Origin of the sequence: Frisingicoccus caecimuris (assembly GCF_004340975.1) — a bacterium.
Classification (GTDB): domain Bacteria; phylum Bacillota; class Clostridia; order Lachnospirales; family Lachnospiraceae; genus Frisingicoccus; species Frisingicoccus caecimuris.
This window is the reverse complement of the sequence record NZ_SLXA01000001.1, coordinates 431,730-447,116: the sequence shown is the minus strand read 5'-3', so window position 1 is coordinate 447,116 and position 15,387 is coordinate 431,730. Positions and strand designations below refer to the sequence as shown.

The window sequence follows — 15,387 nt, the reverse complement described above, 5'->3', positions numbered from 1 at the left end:
AGGTGTGAGGCATGGAGCAGAAGAAGGAGTCCCGCTGGCAGCAGGTCATGGAGCAGTTCAATGAGCCGGACAAATGGGAAAAAAAGACGCCGGAGGAGCAGGCGAGAGAACGGCTTAAATTTGAAATTACCGAGGAACTGGGATTGCTTGATAAAGTGGAGGCGCTTGGCTGGAAGGGACTGACAGCGAGAGAGACCGGACGTATCGGCGGTCTTATGAATCAAAAGAAAAAAGAAAAAAGAAACGGGGAATAAAGCATGGAAGCTTATTCAGAATTTGCCCAGGTGTATGATTTATTCATGGACAATATACCTTATGAGGAATGGTGTGATTATCTGGTGACGCTTTTAAAGCAGTATGGTGTGTCGGATGGTCTGGTCCTGGAGTTGGGCTGCGGTACAGGAAACATGACCGAGGCTTTAAAACGCCGGGGCTATGATATGATCGGCATTGATAATTCGGAAGAAATGCTGGCGGAAGCCATTGAAAAAAATATGTCCTGCGGAACAGAGAACGCCGCGGCGGATGACAGGATGTACGAAACAATGAAGGATGGACTTAAGCCGGCCCTTTATCTCTGTCAGGACATGCGGGAATTTGAATTATATGGAACGGTCCGGGCAATCGTCAGTATTTGTGACAGCATGAATTATATTCTTGATCCGGAGGAACTGACACAGGTGTTCCGTCTGGTCAATAATTATCTGGATCCGGATGGCGTTTTTATTTTTGACTTGAATACACGCTATAAATATGAGAAAATACTCGGCGATCAGACTATTGGGGAAACCCGGGAGGATCACTGCTTTATCTGGGATAATTATTACGACATTTCGTCCGGAATTAATGAATATGTTTTAAACCTTTTTATTCAGGGCGAAGATGGCCGTTATGACCGTTTTGAAGAGGTTCACTACCAGAGGGCCTATGACCTGGAGGAAATCCGTCAACTGATCGAAGCTTCAGGGCTGCGGTGGGAAGGGGCTTATGATGCCTTTACGATGGATCCGGTCCGGGAGGATTCGGAACGGATTTATATTATTGCCAGAGAACAGGGAAAAAGCAAAACAACAGAGGAGATGTAAAAGATATGTCATGTAATAAACCAGAACAAAAAAAAGGCGTTGATTATATTATCCGGGCAACCGGTGCAGACCATCAGGTTCGGATTTTTGCGGCAACCACGCGGGAAATGGTAGATTATGCCCGCCAGATTCATCATACAAGTCCGGTGGCTACGGCGGCATTGGGACGTCTTTTGACAGCCGGAGCCATGATGGGAAGTATGCAGAAGGGAGAGGATGATCTGATCACTCTTCAGATTAAATGCAGCGGACCGATGAAAGGACTGACGGTAACTGCTGATGGAAAGGCGCGGGTGAAAGGCTATGTGGAAAATCCGATGGTCATGCTGCCGCCGAATAAAGCCGGGAAACTGGATGTGGGCGGCGCTTTGGACATGGGGGTCTTAAGCGTCATTAAAGATATGGGCTTAAAGGAGCCTTATATGGGACAGACGCATTTGGTTTCCGGGGAGATTGCTGAGGATCTGACCTATTATTTTGCTACTTCGGAGCAGGTGAATTCCAGTGTGGCTCTTGGGGTATTGATGGAAAAAGACAATACAGTGAAACGGGCCGGCGGTTTTATTTTGCAGCTTATGCCTTTTGCCACAGAAGAAGTGGTTGAGAAGCTTGAGAAAAATATCGGGATACTGCCATCAGTAACAACGATGCTGGAGGAAGGTAATACGCCGGAAGATATCATTCGGAGAGTACTGGATGGTATGAATGTGGAAATTATGGATAAGGTTCCGACCAGTTTTGAATGCAACTGTTCCAAAGAACGGGTGGAAAAGGCCATTATCAGCATTGGACGGGAAGAAATTCAGTCAATGATCGATGACGGACAGCCAATTGAAGTGAACTGTCATTTTTGCAACAGTCACTACATATTTACATTGGATGATTTAAAAAAAATTCTTAAAAAACTATGAACTTTCGAAAATAAACGGGAGAAGGCTTGAATTTTCCGAATTAAGTGGTACAATAGATGAAAATTAGCACTCGGGAAGATGGAGTGCTAACACCATCGAAGGAGGATGCAGTATGAGCAAAAACGAAGGACCGGAACTTAAAAAAACAGGACCGCCGCCACAGGGAAACAGACCTCCCGGCGGAAGCGGACAGAATAACGGAGCGCCGACGGGACAGAGCGGCCCTTCCATTGATAAATTGATGATGATTTTTCTGCTTGGTCTCGTGATGACAATGCTGTTTAATAGTTGTATGAACAATTTTGTCAAAGATACGGCGACAAAGCAGATTAGTTATAGTGAATTTATGGAAATGGCAAAGGATGGCAAAGTTAAGGCCATCAGTATTGATGAAGCCGGAAGTCAGATATTTATTTATCCGAGCGATGAGGATACGAATCGGGGACTGATTCAGGCTTATTATACAGGAATTGTATCTTCTGATACCTCTCTGGCGGAAAAGATGGAAGAGTATGGCGTGGATGTAAATTCCGAAATTCCGACCCAGACTTCTTCAATTATGAGCACGTTATTATCCTGGGTCATTCCGCTATTACTGGCTTTCTGGTTCCTGTCAGCCTTGTCCCGGAAGGCAGCAAAAAGCATGGGGGCCATGGGCGGTATGGGCGGCTTTGGCGGCATGGGAAAAAGCCGTGCCAAGGAATATGTGGCTGAAGGATCGAAGGTGACGTTCAAGGATGTGGCCGGACAGGATGAGGCCAAGGAATCGTTGATGGAGATTGTAGATTATCTGAATCATCCGGAGAAATACCGGGAAATCGGAGCAAAGCTTCCGAAAGGAGCATTGCTTGTCGGTCCTCCGGGAACAGGTAAGACATTGCTTGCCAAGGCGGTAGCCGGAGAAGCCGGAGTACCTTTTTTCTCTCTGGCCGGTTCGGATTTTGTCGAGATGTTCGTTGGTATGGGCGCTTCCCGTGTCCGCGATCTGTTTAAACAGGCGGAGGTAAAGGCTCCATGCATTATTTTTATTGATGAGATTGACGCCATTGGTAAGAGCCGGGATAATCAGCTCGGAAGCAATGACGAAAGGGAGCAGACATTGAATCAGCTTTTGACAGAGATGGATGGTTTTGATGACAGTAAAGCGGTTGTTGTTCTGGCGGCAACCAATCGGCCGGAGGTGCTTGATAAGGCGTTGCGTCGTCCGGGGCGGTTTGACCGGACCATCAATGTGACTCAGCCGGATAAGCAGGGGCGTATCGATATACTTAAAGTCCATTGCCGGAAGGTGAAACTGGATGAAAGTGTCAATCTGGATGCTATTGCTCTGGCAACATCGGGCGCTTCCGGCGCAGATCTGGCGAATATTGTCAATGAAGCGGCGCTGCGGGCGGTCCGCATGAACCGGAAATTAATCAGCCAGGAAGATTTATTTGAATCGGTTGAAGTGATTATTGCCGGACAGCAGCGAAAGAACCATATTATGAGCCGGGATGAGCGGGAAATCGTGGCCTTCCATGAAATTGGACATGCGCTTGTGGCGGCTAAACAAAAGGATACTCAGCCTATTCAGAAGATTACGATCATCCCGAGAACATCCGGCGCTTTGGGATATACGATGCAGATGCCGTCGGAGGAGCGTTTTCTCATGAAGAAACAGGAGATGCTGGATGAACTGGTAACGTATCTGGGCGGTCGTGCTGCAGAGGAAGTTGAGTTTGGCAGTATCACTACCGGAGCGTCCAATGATATTGAGAAAGCCACAGACCTGGCGCGGAAAATGGTGACTATGTACGGTATGTCGTCCGAGTTTGGCATGATGGGTCTGGAGATTCCGGGTAGCCAGTATATGGATGGACGTCCGGTAAAGACCTGCGCCGATGAGACGATGGTGAAGGCCGATGAAATTGTCCGGAAGATTCTGGAAGAGGCTTATCGGAAAGCGATAAATATTCTTACAGAGAATAGGGCGGTTCTGGAAAAATCCGCAAATTATCTGCTTGAAAAAGAAACGATCACTGGCCAGGAATTTATGGATTTTATTCATGGTGTTGAAGTGTTATCCGACGCCCCTTCGATTGAATAAGGTTTTCATCCCGCATTTTTTTCATCTCCCGGAGCATGGCGCTTCGATCGATGAAGAGATAGTCGGCCATGGAATTCAATGTAAAGGGAAGGATAAAACTTTCTGAATGATATTCGTAGGCCAGGTGGCGGAAATAGGTTAAAAGCTTATTGCGGATGGAGCGCTGGCTTAAAATATCCAGACGGGTATGAAGCTGACGGGTTTTAGAAGAAAAAATCTGGAGTACATTATTGACCAGCATGCTGTGGTGAGCGCAGGCGTAAGCACAGCGTTTAATGAGACACTCATAATCAAAAAAGAGGACTTCGCAGTTGGTGCAGGATAAGACTTCCATCGGAGATTCATCAAAGGGACGAAGAAGGAGTTGACCAAAGATATCCTGAGTGGTCAGATGTTCGATGATACTCCGATAACCATCGTAGTCGTATTTGATCAGGTCGGCTTCCCCGGAAAGGATGACGCCAATCTGATTCGCAGATGAGGAAGACAATAAAAGCTGTTCATGAGCCGGAAAAGTCCTGATCTGAGATTTGAAGCAGACCATCATCTTTTCCAGTTCCTGGTGAGAAATATTGTCAAAAATATAAACATTGTCCATGGAATAGCCTCCTTTTTTGAATTAATTGTAACACAGATGACAAAAAGTTGCAATTGCAACTGAAAAAATAAGAAAACGGGATATAATAAAATCATCTGATGAAAAAAGAAACGTTCAGGAGGAATGAAATATGAAATTTTATGTATGTGAACATTGTGGAAATATTATTACTTATGCAAAAAACTCTGGAGTTCCGGTAATGTGCTGCGGCCAGAAAATGGTGGAGCTTGTTCCTGGAACAACAGATGCGGCTGTTGAAAAACATGTACCTGTAATCAACCAGGATGGCCGGAAAGTGGTTGTTGAAGTTGGCGGCGTAGCCCATCCAATGGCAGCAGAACACTATATCGAGTGGATTGTTCTTGAAACAGAAAAAGGCTATCAGAAAGTTGATTTAAAACCGGAAGAAGCTCCGAAAGCTGAATTTGCATTGGCTGAAGGTGATAAAGTAGTGGCTGCTTATGCGTACTGCAACCTCCATGGACTTTGGAAAGCTTGATTTGACATTGAATAATAGATAAGGAGAATGACTATGAAATCATATGAATGTGAACCATGTGGATATGTGTATGACCCGGCTGTAGGTGATCCGGACAACGGTATTGCACCGGGAACAGCTTTTGAAGATTTACCGGAAGATTGGGTTTGTCCGATCTGCGGCGTTGGTAAAGACGAATTTAAAGTTGTAGAATAAGATATCTGTATAAAAACCATATCCCCACAGGAGTGAGTGTTTAAAAAACATTGCATTATCCTGCGGGGATATTTTTATAATGGCATTTACGGTTTTTACTTTGTCGATAAATAATCGGGTTTCGACAACGGGTTTTGATACTTTGTGCATAGATATTATGGTAACCTGTTCTTGCGATACATAGAAAAATATGCTACTATGAAGGAGGAAACTTATTGAAGAACAGAGAAAAACAAAAACAAATGCGCAAACCGTTAAAAGACCTGACATTATTGGATCGGTTTTTATTTGACACTGCCATGAGCGATCCGGAGATTAGTCATAATATTCTGTCGATTATTTTCAGTGACAGGGAGATACCGGCTATCCGAATCAGTGCTGTGGAACAGACGGAAGAACCTTACTATGATTCAAGAGCCGTGCGGTTGGACCTTCTGGCCATTGATGAAGATGATAGTGTGTATGATGCAGAGGCTCAGAAGGAAAATAAGGGAAAAAGATTTTTAATGAGACGAAGCCGTCTGTATCAATCTGCCATTGATATGAATCTTTTGAAACCGGGAGATTTGGATTTTGGGAGAATGAACGATGTCTATGTTATTTTCATTGCGCCATTTGATTTGTTTGGGGAAGGCAAGTACATGTATACGTTTCGAATGACTTAGGAGTGAAGTATATGCGGTTGTGGGAAGAACTGAAAGACGCACGTATTGAGGCACGCATGGAAGGACGCATGGAAGGACGCATGGAAGGACGCATGGAAGGGCGTATCGAAGGTCATGAGGCTGCCATACTGGAGTCGATTAAAAACTTGATTGAAAGTACGGATTGGCCGGTTGAACAGGCGATGGACATTCTCAAAGTTCCGGAAACCGAAAGAGATAAGTATTTAAATCTATTGGAGAAATAGGTAAATGAATATACAAAAGATAAACGGGGACTATCAGAAAATAGATAGTCCCCGAGTTTATATCGGATTTTTATTTCGAATCGAATTTCTCTTCGCAATAAATGCATCGATAGGTCCGTGTCTCAGCATCTGTTAATTTGAAAATCTGAGGCAGTTCCTGTTCCACCGATGAGATACACCGGGGATTTTTACATCGAATCACATTTGTGATGGTCTGAGGCAGTTTTGGCTTTTGTTTATCAACAATTTTTCCGCCTTTGATGATGTTGACGGTAATCTGGTCGTCCACAAAGCCGAGAATATCCAGATTCAGGTTCATGTCGCCCTGAACTTTGATGATATCCTTTTTTCCCATCTTGTTGCTGGAAGCATTTTTAATAATGGCCACCTGGCAGTCCAGCTTGTCCAATTTCAAATACTTGTAAATATCCATGCTTTTTCCGGCGCGGATATGGTCAATGACGTATCCTTCTTCAATACCGCTTATATTTAACATAATTCTACCCCCAGGAGTTTCATGATCAATGCCATTCTGACATAGACGCCAAATTGAGCCTGCTTAAAGTATACGGCTCTTGGATCATTGTCCACTTCTACAGAAATTTCGTTGACACGCGGCAGTGGATGGAGAACAAGCATATCTTCTCTGGCCAGAGCCATCTTATTCATATCCAGAATGTATTTATCTTTTAAACGGATATAGTCTTCTTCATTGAAAAAACGTTCTCTTTGAACACGGGTCATGTAGAGAATGTCCAGTTCCGGCATGACGGATTCCAAATCTTCGGTCTCCTTAAACTCTATGCCGTTTTTTTGAAGAACTTCTTTACGAATATAAGATGGTACTTTTAATTCTTCCGGTGAGATCAGTACAAATTTGATGCCTGGATAACGGACGAGCGCACTGATCAGGGAATGAACGGTACGGCCAAATTTCAAGTCGCCGCATAAGCCGATGGTCAGATTGTCCAGATGACCTTTCAGGGAATGAATTGTCAAAAGGTCGGTTAATGTTTGAGTCGGATGCTGATGTCCGCCGTCGCCGGCATTGATGACCGGAACAGAGGCATGAGTTGCTGCAACCAGGGCAGCTCCCTCTTTTGGATGGCGCATGGCAACAATGTCTGCGTAGCAGGAAACAACGCGAATCGTGTCGGCAACGCTTTCTCCTTTTGATGCGGAACTGTCACCGCCGCTGGCAAAACCTAAAACGTTTCCTCCCAGATTCAGCATGGCGGCTTCAAAACTCAGGCGGGTTCGGGTGCTTGGTTCATAAAAGAGTGTGGCCAGCTTTTTACCATGACAGATTTCACTGTAACGGCTCCGATCTTTGGCAATATCCTCGGCCAGAAGAAGAAGTTCTTCGGTTTCTTCAACGGAAAAATCTAATGGATTAATTAAATGTTTCATAGACACCTCCATTGTCTTTCTTAGGTTTCATACTGTTACTATCATAATACAAATTGGACGGTTATACCATAGAATTTTTATGAAAAGAGCAAAAAATTTTTCACAGAGTGTCGACAATTAATGTTTGACACTGCAAGATGACTATGCTATTCTAGGAGTACTGAATACCATTAGGGTACAGTAGATATTTGGAGGATTTAATTATGAAAGGTACAGTGAAGTGGTTTAACAGCCAGAAAGGCTTTGGCTTTATCAGTGATGAGACAGGTAATGATGTGTTCCTGCATTATACAGGACTCAACATGAATGGATTCAAGACAATTGATGAAGGCCAGGAAGTTGAATTTGATGTTGTTGAAGGTTCAAAAGGACCTCAGGCAACCAATGTAACCAAATTATAATCAAGTGTTCGTACCAATGTGCCTTTTCTAATATCATACATTTAAGTTTTTAAATCGTTAGTATCAGAATTTGCAGTATTGTCATAACGTGATTATCAGAAGAAGGCTATCCTCGGGATGGCCTTCTTTTGCAATGCCGATGTTTTGATAGATAAAAGAAGGAAATGATAAGTTTGGATAAAGTGACACCAGGCAGCAATTTAAGAGAGGGGATTACCACAGGGACCTGTGCAGCGGCCGCAGCCCAGGCATCTGTCCGGTGGCAGATTTCCGGGCAATGTCCGAAAAATGTCCGAATAGATTTGCCGTCGGGAAAGACGGTCTGTTTGGCTGTGATCCAGGAAGGATTTCCTGCCTGCGGCGTGATTAAAGATGCGGGAGATGATCCGGATGTAACCGATGGATGCGAAGTGATCGTACGGGTAACTCTTTTTCATGAAAAGGGAGATATTCATTTTAAAGCAGGAAAAGGTATTGGCAGGGTGACCCGGGCGGGACTTAAAGTTCCGGTGGGAGAGGCCGCTATCAATCCGGCACCTCGTCAGATGATTGAAAAAGAGATTCGGTATTATGTTGGCGACGTGGGGGCTGAGGTAGAGATATCCATTCCCGGCGGGGAGAGATTGGCAGCAAAGACGTTTAATTCAAGAGTAGGTATTGAAGGTGGTCTGTCAATTCTTGGAACCAGTGGTATCGTACGGCCGATGAGTGAATCGGCTGTGGTCGAGTCATTGAAAACCTGTCTTTCCGTAGCGGCTGTCTCAAAGCCGGAGTACATTTGTTTTGTTTTGGGAGAGACCGGAGAACGCCGGATGCGAGAATGGCTGACAGCACAGAAAAAGACACGGACCGGCGTAGAATTTGTCCAGATCAGCAATTATGTGGGGGTGATGCTGGATGAGGCGGTCCGGCTGAATGTGAAGAAAATCCTGATTGGCGGTTTTGCAGGAAAACTTGTCAAGCTGGCGGCGGATATTATGAATACCCACAGTCATGTGGCAGATGGGCGGATGGAGACAATCTGTACCTTTGCTGCGTTGGCCGGGGCAGAACAGGCTATGATCGAGCAGCTTTATGCGTGCCGCACTGTAACAGAGGCGGAGCGGCTTTTAAAAGATTATGGTCTGGAGAAGATATGGAATTCGATCAGTGACAGAGCTGCTGAAAAGTGCCGGCTCCGAATGGGCCGCAACGGGGATGTGGCAGTTGTTTTGTTGGATGAATCCGGAAGAATTTTAGGAAAAAGCAGGAATATGGAGGCAATCACAGGGTGAAAGATATTAGAATTATTGGCGGCGGTCCAGGAGATACAGCCTATATACTTCCGGCAGCCCGGCAGGCGGCAGAACAATGCGACCTGATTATCGGAGATGGGCGGATGCTCCGGGCCTTTGGACTGGAAGTCGATGAAAAATGCGTTTTTGAAATGGGACCGATGATGAAACGGCTGGAATGGCTCAAAGAGCAGCCGGATTCTTTAAAAGCCGGAATTCTTGTTTCAGGAGATCCCCTGATATACAGCATGTTCCGATTGGTGCGGCGGACGTTTCCGGAAGCGGAAGTCCGGATTGTTCCGGGAATCGGTTCTGTTCAGGCATTTGCCGCGCGGCTTGGGGAGTCCATGGAGGAGTCAAAAATTATCAGCGCTCATGGACGGAATATGACAGGAGAATTTCTGGCGGCGGCGGTTCGTCAATACCCGAAGCTTTTTATTTTGTGCGACAATGAGCGGACGCCGGGATGGGTGGCCGGACAGCTGATGGATATGGGCCTGGCGGCGGTGGACATGTCAGCGGGAAGCCGGATATCCTATCTCGATGAGAAAATAATATCCGGCGCTCCGGAGCAGCTGATTGGGACCGAATGGCCGGCGTTAAGTCTTGTAATGATAAAAAGTAAATCGGATGATATGGAGCAGCCTGTGCCGATGAATGGAAAACAGGGGGCTTTGAATAGACTGCTGCGGGACGATGAATTTCTTCGAAATCAGACGCCGATGACCAGGGAAGAAGTCCGGTGGATTATTCTTGGAAAGTTAAATCTGTTACCGGATTCGGTACTCTGGGATGTGGGAGCGGGAACAGGATCCGTTTCCGTTGAATGCGCCAGACACTGTCCAATGGGCAAAGTAATCGCGGTTGAGAAGAATCCAAGAGCATTGGAAGTTTTATATGAAAATCAAAAGCAGCTGGCATCAGATAACATGGAAATCATCGAAGGTGCGGCGCCGGAGGTTTTAGAGGGACTGGAACGACCAACCCATGTGTTTGTCGGTGGCGCCGGTCGGGCGCTAAAAGATATTTTAAAGGTTCTTTGCAAGAAGGGACCGGGTATCCAAGTGGTGATTGCCTCTGTGACACTGGAAACGATGATCGAAGCCTGTCAATTGGCTGAGACGATGGAAGGACTGGAAAAGACAGAGCAGCTGACCATTCGTATAGAAAAAGAACGTTCGGTGGGCAGCTATCATTTAATGGAGGGCGGTCATCCGGTGACGTTGCTCATTGCCCGAACCTGCGGCGGACAGGATGAATAAGGAGAGTGCAAATGATTAAAAAAACATGTGCGGAAATATATGAGGGAAAAAACCTCCGGGAAAATCTGATTCAATTGAATCAGATGGTAAAATCCGAATCTGTTCTGGATGATTTTCTGGATGAATACTATGAGCATGAGGCGTGTTTTACCGGACTTTTAGAGAATGATGACGCTAAGGTGCGGAAAAATGCGGTGAAGCTTCTCGGAAGGGTTGGAGACCCGGTGCTTTTGGATATTCTTTTTCAGCATTATGAGACGGAAGAAACCCAATTTTTAAAAGGCGATTATCTGGCAGCTATGGCCGGGTTTGAATATAAGAGTTATCTTCCCGAGTTGAAAAAACGATATAGAATTCTGGAAGGTCAGGAACGGACGAAGCATTCTGCAGAGGAGATGAAACAGCTTCAAAAGCTAATATGGAAGGCAGAGCCGCCGAAGCGTCACAGCTTTTGCGGAGATAAAATAGACAACAGAATTTTGCTGATTGTTCCAGGGGGACATGAGGAAACGGTTTTAAAACAGGTAGAAAATATTCCGGAAACCCATGGGCGGGTGATGACGGGAGGCTGTCTGGTGACGACAAAGAATCTGGAGAAGGTGCGTCAGATACGAACCTTTCAGGCCATCTTGTTTGATTTTTATCCGGCGCTGATTTCGTCCATGGATGGAGAAACCATAGGAAAGAAAATCTTAAAAGAAGGACTGTTGCCCTATATTGAAGATCGACATGTGGAAAAAAGGCCGTTTATGTTCCGGGTGGATGTAAAGGGGATGAAAGATATTGCCAAAAAAAATCAATTGGCAAAGGCCCTTTCAAAATGTCTGGAAGAAAACAGCGGCGGTATGCTCGTCAATGAATCTTCTTTTTATGAAGTTGAAATCCGGGTGATCGCAGCAGGAACGAAGGGGAGCAGAGTTTTTCTGAAACTAACGTCTATGCCGGACAAGCGGTTTTCATACCGCAAATATACAACTTCAACCTCGATGCATCCGGCGAAGGCCGCTCTCATCATGCAATATGCGGAAACTTATCTGAAGCCGGAAGCAAACATACTGGATCCTTTTTGCGGAACGGGAACATTGCTCATCGAGCGGGCAGCGAAGGTATCCTTTAAAAGTATGTATGGGCTGGACATTTCGGAGCAGGCAGTGCAGGCCGCCCGGGAAAACAGTCGGAGGGCCGGAACAACCATACATGCGGTACACCGGAATTTTAATGATTTTAAACATGAATATAAATTTGATGAAATATTAACGGATATGCCGAGAACAGAGAATCTGAGAGAGAGAGAGTCGGCATCCTATCTCTATGAACTTTTGTTTACAAGAGGACGGGAGCTTCTGGCACCTCAGGGAATTATGGTCGTTTACAGCGAAGATGGAAAACTTATGGAGAAAAAATTAGCTGAAAATTCCTGGATACATCGGATTCAGAGAATTCCTATGGCAAAGGATCATACATCCTGGTTGTATATTTTACAAAATAAAGATAAATAACATTATAGGAGCGATTTATGACAGGAAAATTATATGGCGTGGGTATCGGACCGGGAGATCCGAAGCTTATGACACTCAAAGCAAAGGAAGTCCTGGAGTCGGCAGACATCATTGCAGTGCCGGTAAAAGCACCGGGAGAAGAAAGCCGGGCGTTGTCGATCGTACAGCCGGCAGTGAATCTGACGGGAAAAGAGATTATGCCGGTGGTTTTTACGATGGAGCATTCGGTATCAAGGCGGAAAGCCTGCAGGGAACAGGCGGCCGGGCAGTTGATGGAAAAGCTGGATTTGGGCAAAAATGTGGCCATGATCGTGCTTGGCGACATATCTGTTTACAGTACGTATCATCTGGCTTTTAAGTTTATCCGTGAAAAGGGCTATAGGACAGAAAATATTCCGGGCATTTCGGCATTTTCCGGAGGGGCTGCTTTGGCGCAGATCAGTCTCGTGGAGGGCAGCCAGAACATGATGGTCCTCTCTTCTTTAAAGGGAACGGAGGTTCTGGAAACAGCTTTGAAGGTGTGCGATAATATTGTTGTGATGAAGGCCGGAAGTTCCATGGCACAGATAAACAAAATATTAAAAGAACAGGGATTGGAAGACAGGACCGTTGTACTCAGCAATATTGGTATGGCAGATGAATATATCGGCCCGCCGGAAGAAGATCGAGAGTATGGTTATTTTACGACCCTGATCATAAAGAAAGGCGGTCTGTGATGGTACATTTTATTGGCGCCGGGCCGGGAGACCCGGAATTACTGACGATTAAAGGAAAAAGATTCATCGATTCGGCAGATGTGATCATCTATGCCGGATCGCTGGTAAATGAAAAAATTCTGGCAGATCGTAAAGATTGCGCACAGGTTTACAACAGCGCCTATATGACGCTTTCGGAGGTCATTGGCGTGATGAAAGAGGCAGCAGCAAAAGGGCAGTCCGTCGCCCGGGTGCATACGGGAGATCCGTCTATTTACGGAGCCATTCGGGAGCAGATGGATGCGCTGGACGACCTGGGTATCTCCTATGAAGTCATTCCGGGCGTCAGTTCATTTTTAGCTGCTGCAGCCAGCATGAAGAAGGAGTATACCCTCCCTGGGGTATCACAAACCGTGATTTTAAGCCGGATTGAAGGTCGTACGCCGGTGCCGGAAAAGGAGAAAATTCTTAGCCTTGCAAAACACCATGCTACCATGATAATATTTTTAAGTGTAGGTAAAATCGAAGTTTTGGTTCATTTAATGAGCGAGTCTTATGAAAAGGATACTCCGGTGGCTGTCGTTTACAAAGCAAGCTGGCCGGAAGAGACAATTATTTATGGGACCCTGGAGACGATTGCAGATAAAGTAAAGGCAGCAGGGATTACAAAGACAGCTCTGGTCGTTGTCGGGGATTTCCTCGGAGATAAATATGAGCTGTCAAAACTCTATGACCAGAATTTTGAAACCGAATATCGTAAGACAGGCGGTTCAATTGATGATTCACATCAATAAGCTGTAAAAGACATTAGAGGGGAGAGATAACATGTCTATCGCAGATATTGAGATGCTGTTTAAGTTCGTTGGCGGACTCGGTATGTTTTTGTACGGCATGCACGTGATGGCGGACGGGCTTCAAAAGTCGGCCGGCGGCAGGATGAAACAGTTATTGGGTATCTTAACAAATCACCGGATTCTGGGCGTTCTGGTAGGCGCACTGGTAACGGCGGTGATCCAGAGTTCGTCGGCGACGACAGTTATGGTCGTCGGTTTTGTTAACGCCGGGATTATCAGCCTGACTCAGGCCGTTGGTGTTATTATGGGCGCCAATATCGGTACCACGATCACGGCATGGCTCGTATCTATGAGCGAGTGGGGACAGATGCTGAAACCGGAATTTTTTGCACCGCTGCTCATTGGAGTGGGCGCATTTATTGTTTTGTTTGTCAATAAAGAAAAATATCGTCAGGTTGGAGAAATTCTTGTCGGTTTTGGTGTCCTTTTTATCGGACTCAGTTTTATGTCCTCATCGATTACACCATATAAGGATGCGCCGATTTTCGCCACGGCTTTCCGGGTGCTTGGCAAAAATCCGATTCTTGGTATTTTGACGGGTGCGATAGTTACGGCGATCATCCAGAGTTCTTCGGCGTCGGTAGGTATACTTCAGACCCTGGCGCTCAACGGCGTGGTTTCCTGGAATTCGGCAATCTATATTACTTTGGGACAAAATATTGGTACCTGTGTGACGGCACTCATATCCAGTGCAGGAGCAAATCGTACGGCGAAACGGGCGGCGGTCATACATCTTCTGTTTAATGTCATCGGTGCGGTCGTATTTGGTATCTTGATGTTTGCCATATTTACGATGAATCCGGTCTTTGCAGGAGGACAGGTGACCAGCGTGGGTATTTCTATTTTTCATACCGTATTTAATATCAGTAATACACTGCTCCTGTTCCCATTTGCGAAACAACTGGTTACTTTTTCGGGACGTATTATCCGGGAAAAACCGGAACGTCTGGCAGCCGCAGAAATATCTATGACTTCTGTGGATGAAGAAGTCCTTGAACGTCCGCATCTGGATCTGCGTATTTTGAGCTCACCGTCTTTTGCTATTCAGAGTGCGGCAGAGCAGGTCGTTCATATGGGGGAGCTGGCCCGGGAACATGTGGAGATTTCCATGGGCAGTGTCTTTGATGTCAGTGAAGAAAAGATTCGCAGATCCGATGCACTGGAAAAAACACTGGATGTCTTTGAAAAGGATTTAACGGAATATCTGGTTCATTTGAGCCATGAGTCTCTGACAGAACAACAGATTCAGACGGTCAGTCATCTGCTTTTTACGGTCAGTGACCTGGAGCGTATTGGCGATCACTGCGATAATATTGCAGAACTTGCTTCGTGCCTCGTTCAGGGACATATTCAATTATCCGGTGATGCTGTAGAAGATTTAAAGGATATCAAAGATGTGGTCTTAAAGACTGTAGATTTAGCCATCAGTTCCAGAAACCGGGAGTCCATTATGGATGCCAAGCGGGTGTATATGCTGGAAGATGATGTGGACAGTATGGAAGAAGATATGCGTCATAATCATATGGAACGTCTTTCCAAAGGTTTATGCTCGGCGGATACGGGAATTGTATTCCTGGATATTTTAAGTAATCTGGAACGTATTTCAGATCATGCCGTAAATATTGCAGAATATGTAGAAGCAGAAAAAGTAACAGTTTAAAACAGGAAGAGATGGGCAGAGAATATTCAGATAACTCTGCCCTTTCGT

General features: G+C 45.5%; 18 protein-coding genes. 15 read left to right on the top strand and 3 right to left on the bottom strand.

Annotated elements, in window-relative coordinates; all coding sequences use genetic code 11:
- The first annotated feature begins 47 nt into the window (after window positions 1-47).
- From EV212_RS02250 to ftsH, 4 genes are all read left to right on the top strand, one after another.
- Entirely contained in the window at window positions 48-254 is a 207-nt protein-coding gene (locus EV212_RS02250; protein WP_132088312.1) for a small, acid-soluble spore protein, alpha/beta type, read from the top strand.
- Between the two features lie 3 nt (window positions 255-257).
- On the top strand, window positions 258-1,085 hold the full coding sequence (locus tag EV212_RS02245; RefSeq protein ID WP_132088207.1) for a class I SAM-dependent DNA methyltransferase: 828 nt from the start codon (window positions 258-260) through the stop codon (window positions 1,083-1,085).
- 5 nt (window positions 1,086-1,090) lie between these two features.
- Window positions 1,091-1,996: an Hsp33 family molecular chaperone HslO gene (gene hslO / locus EV212_RS02240; RefSeq protein ID WP_132088204.1), complete on the top strand. Its 906-nt coding sequence runs from the start codon at window positions 1,091-1,093 to the stop codon at window positions 1,994-1,996.
- Window positions 1,997-2,237: 241 nt separating this feature from the next.
- Window positions 2,238-4,082 carry an ATP-dependent zinc metalloprotease FtsH gene (gene ftsH, locus EV212_RS02235; protein WP_132088309.1) on the top strand — a complete coding sequence of 615 codons (1,845 nt, stop codon included), beginning with the start codon at window positions 2,238-2,240 and terminating at the stop codon, window positions 4,080-4,082.
- Here the strand turns inward: ftsH and EV212_RS02230 are convergent.
- Entirely contained in the window at window positions 4,036-4,680 is a 645-nt protein-coding gene (locus tag EV212_RS02230) for a Crp/Fnr family transcriptional regulator (protein WP_132088201.1), read from the bottom strand. The two genes, ftsH and EV212_RS02230, sit on opposite strands and share 47 nt — an antisense overlap.
- Window positions 4,681-4,810: 130 nt before the next feature.
- On the opposite strand from EV212_RS02230, the gene EV212_RS02225 reads away from it, so the two are divergent.
- From EV212_RS02225 to EV212_RS02210, 4 genes are all read left to right on the top strand, one after another.
- On the top strand, window positions 4,811-5,179 hold the full coding sequence (locus EV212_RS02225; protein ID WP_132088198.1) for a desulfoferrodoxin family protein: 369 nt from the start codon (window positions 4,811-4,813) through the stop codon (window positions 5,177-5,179).
- A 33-nt stretch (window positions 5,180-5,212) separates the two neighbouring features.
- Window positions 5,213-5,374: a rubredoxin gene (rd, locus tag EV212_RS02220; RefSeq protein ID WP_132088195.1), complete on the top strand. Its 162-nt coding sequence runs from the start codon at window positions 5,213-5,215 to the stop codon at window positions 5,372-5,374.
- A gap of 215 nt (window positions 5,375-5,589) precedes the next feature.
- A complete protein-coding gene (locus EV212_RS02215) occupies window positions 5,590-6,039 on the top strand; it encodes a hypothetical protein (RefSeq protein WP_132088192.1) in 450 nt (149 codons plus the stop codon).
- An 11-nt stretch (window positions 6,040-6,050) separates the two neighbouring features.
- The gene (locus EV212_RS02210; RefSeq protein WP_132088189.1) at window positions 6,051-6,284 is read left to right on the top strand and encodes a hypothetical protein; all 234 of its coding nucleotides are present in this window, start codon (window positions 6,051-6,053) and stop codon (window positions 6,282-6,284) included.
- A gap of 70 nt (window positions 6,285-6,354) precedes the next feature.
- On the opposite strand, the gene EV212_RS02205 is transcribed toward EV212_RS02210, so the two are convergent.
- Together EV212_RS02205 and pyrB are read right to left on the bottom strand one after the other, a co-directional pair.
- Window positions 6,355-6,780, bottom strand: coding sequence for an aspartate carbamoyltransferase regulatory subunit (locus EV212_RS02205; protein WP_132088186.1), 426 nt, complete (start codon window positions 6,778-6,780; stop codon window positions 6,355-6,357).
- Window positions 6,774-7,694 (bottom strand): aspartate carbamoyltransferase, encoded by a 921-nt coding sequence (pyrB, locus tag EV212_RS02200; RefSeq protein ID WP_132088183.1) that lies wholly within the window; start codon window positions 7,692-7,694, stop codon window positions 6,774-6,776. Before pyrB ends, EV212_RS02205 begins: the two co-directional genes overlap by 7 nt.
- 203 nt (window positions 7,695-7,897) lie before the next feature.
- Between pyrB and EV212_RS02195 the strand changes: the two genes are divergently transcribed.
- The 7 genes from EV212_RS02195 (at window position 7,898) to EV212_RS02165 (ending at window position 15,339) form a co-directional block, all read left to right on the top strand.
- Window positions 7,898-8,095 (top strand): cold-shock protein, encoded by a 198-nt coding sequence (locus tag EV212_RS02195; protein ID WP_132088180.1) that lies wholly within the window; start codon window positions 7,898-7,900, stop codon window positions 8,093-8,095.
- A gap of 164 nt (window positions 8,096-8,259) precedes the next feature.
- Entirely contained in the window at window positions 8,260-9,369 is a 1,110-nt protein-coding gene (gene cbiD, locus EV212_RS02190) for a cobalt-precorrin-5B (C(1))-methyltransferase CbiD (protein ID WP_132088177.1), read from the top strand.
- Window positions 9,366-10,631, top strand: a complete 1,266-nt coding sequence (gene cbiE, locus EV212_RS02185; protein ID WP_132088174.1) for a precorrin-6y C5,15-methyltransferase (decarboxylating) subunit CbiE — start codon at window positions 9,366-9,368, stop codon at window positions 10,629-10,631. Before cbiD ends, cbiE begins: the two co-directional genes overlap by 4 nt.
- 11 nt (window positions 10,632-10,642) lie before the next feature.
- Window positions 10,643-12,130: a methyltransferase domain-containing protein gene (locus tag EV212_RS02180; RefSeq protein ID WP_132088171.1), complete on the top strand. Its 1,488-nt coding sequence runs from the start codon at window positions 10,643-10,645 to the stop codon at window positions 12,128-12,130.
- Between the two features lie 17 nt (window positions 12,131-12,147).
- Window positions 12,148-12,846 (top strand): precorrin-2 C(20)-methyltransferase, encoded by a 699-nt coding sequence (gene cobI, locus EV212_RS02175; protein ID WP_132088168.1) that lies wholly within the window; start codon window positions 12,148-12,150, stop codon window positions 12,844-12,846.
- Complete coding sequence (gene cobM, locus EV212_RS02170; protein ID WP_132088165.1) at window positions 12,846-13,619, top strand: precorrin-4 C(11)-methyltransferase; 774 nt, start codon at window positions 12,846-12,848, stop codon at window positions 13,617-13,619. The genes cobI and cobM overlap by 1 nt, the downstream gene beginning before the upstream one ends.
- Window positions 13,620-13,650: 31 nt before the next feature.
- The gene (locus EV212_RS02165) at window positions 13,651-15,339 is read left to right on the top strand and encodes a Na/Pi cotransporter family protein (RefSeq protein WP_132088162.1); all 1,689 of its coding nucleotides are present in this window, start codon (window positions 13,651-13,653) and stop codon (window positions 15,337-15,339) included.
- Window positions 15,340-15,387 lie beyond the last annotated feature (48 nt).

What these genes read in the sequence shown, in the direction of transcription:
- EV212_RS02250 (WP_132088312.1), top strand. Translation starts at nt 48, where the DNA reads ATGGAGCAGTTCAATGAGCCGGACAAATGGGAAAAAAAGACGCCGGAG.
- EV212_RS02245 (WP_132088207.1), top strand. Translation starts at nt 258, where the DNA reads ATGGAAGCTTATTCAGAATTTGCCCAGGTGTATGATTTATTCATGGAC.
- hslO (WP_132088204.1), top strand. Translation starts at nt 1,091, where the DNA reads ATGTCATGTAATAAACCAGAACAAAAAAAAGGCGTTGATTATATTATC.
- ftsH (WP_132088309.1), top strand. Translation starts at nt 2,238, where the DNA reads ATGATGATTTTTCTGCTTGGTCTCGTGATGACAATGCTGTTTAATAGT.
- EV212_RS02230 (WP_132088201.1), bottom strand. Translation starts at nt 4,680, where the DNA reads ATGGACAATGTTTATATTTTTGACAATATTTCTCACCAGGAACTGGAA.
- EV212_RS02225 (WP_132088198.1), top strand. Translation starts at nt 4,811, where the DNA reads ATGAAATTTTATGTATGTGAACATTGTGGAAATATTATTACTTATGCA.
- rd (WP_132088195.1), top strand. Translation starts at nt 5,213, where the DNA reads ATGAAATCATATGAATGTGAACCATGTGGATATGTGTATGACCCGGCT.
- EV212_RS02210 (WP_132088189.1), top strand. Translation starts at nt 6,051, where the DNA reads ATGCGGTTGTGGGAAGAACTGAAAGACGCACGTATTGAGGCACGCATG.
- EV212_RS02205 (WP_132088186.1), bottom strand. Translation starts at nt 6,780, where the DNA reads ATGTTAAATATAAGCGGTATTGAAGAAGGATACGTCATTGACCATATC.
- pyrB (WP_132088183.1), bottom strand. Translation starts at nt 7,694, where the DNA reads ATGAAACATTTAATTAATCCATTAGATTTTTCCGTTGAAGAAACCGAA.
- EV212_RS02195 (WP_132088180.1), top strand. Translation starts at nt 7,898, where the DNA reads ATGAAAGGTACAGTGAAGTGGTTTAACAGCCAGAAAGGCTTTGGCTTT.
- cbiD (WP_132088177.1), top strand. Translation starts at nt 8,260, where the DNA reads ATGATAAGTTTGGATAAAGTGACACCAGGCAGCAATTTAAGAGAGGGG.
- EV212_RS02180 (WP_132088171.1), top strand. Translation starts at nt 10,643, where the DNA reads ATGATTAAAAAAACATGTGCGGAAATATATGAGGGAAAAAACCTCCGG.
- cobI (WP_132088168.1), top strand. Translation starts at nt 12,148, where the DNA reads ATGACAGGAAAATTATATGGCGTGGGTATCGGACCGGGAGATCCGAAG.
- cobM (WP_132088165.1), top strand. Translation starts at nt 12,846, where the DNA reads ATGGTACATTTTATTGGCGCCGGGCCGGGAGACCCGGAATTACTGACG.
- EV212_RS02165 (WP_132088162.1), top strand. Translation starts at nt 13,651, where the DNA reads ATGTCTATCGCAGATATTGAGATGCTGTTTAAGTTCGTTGGCGGACTC.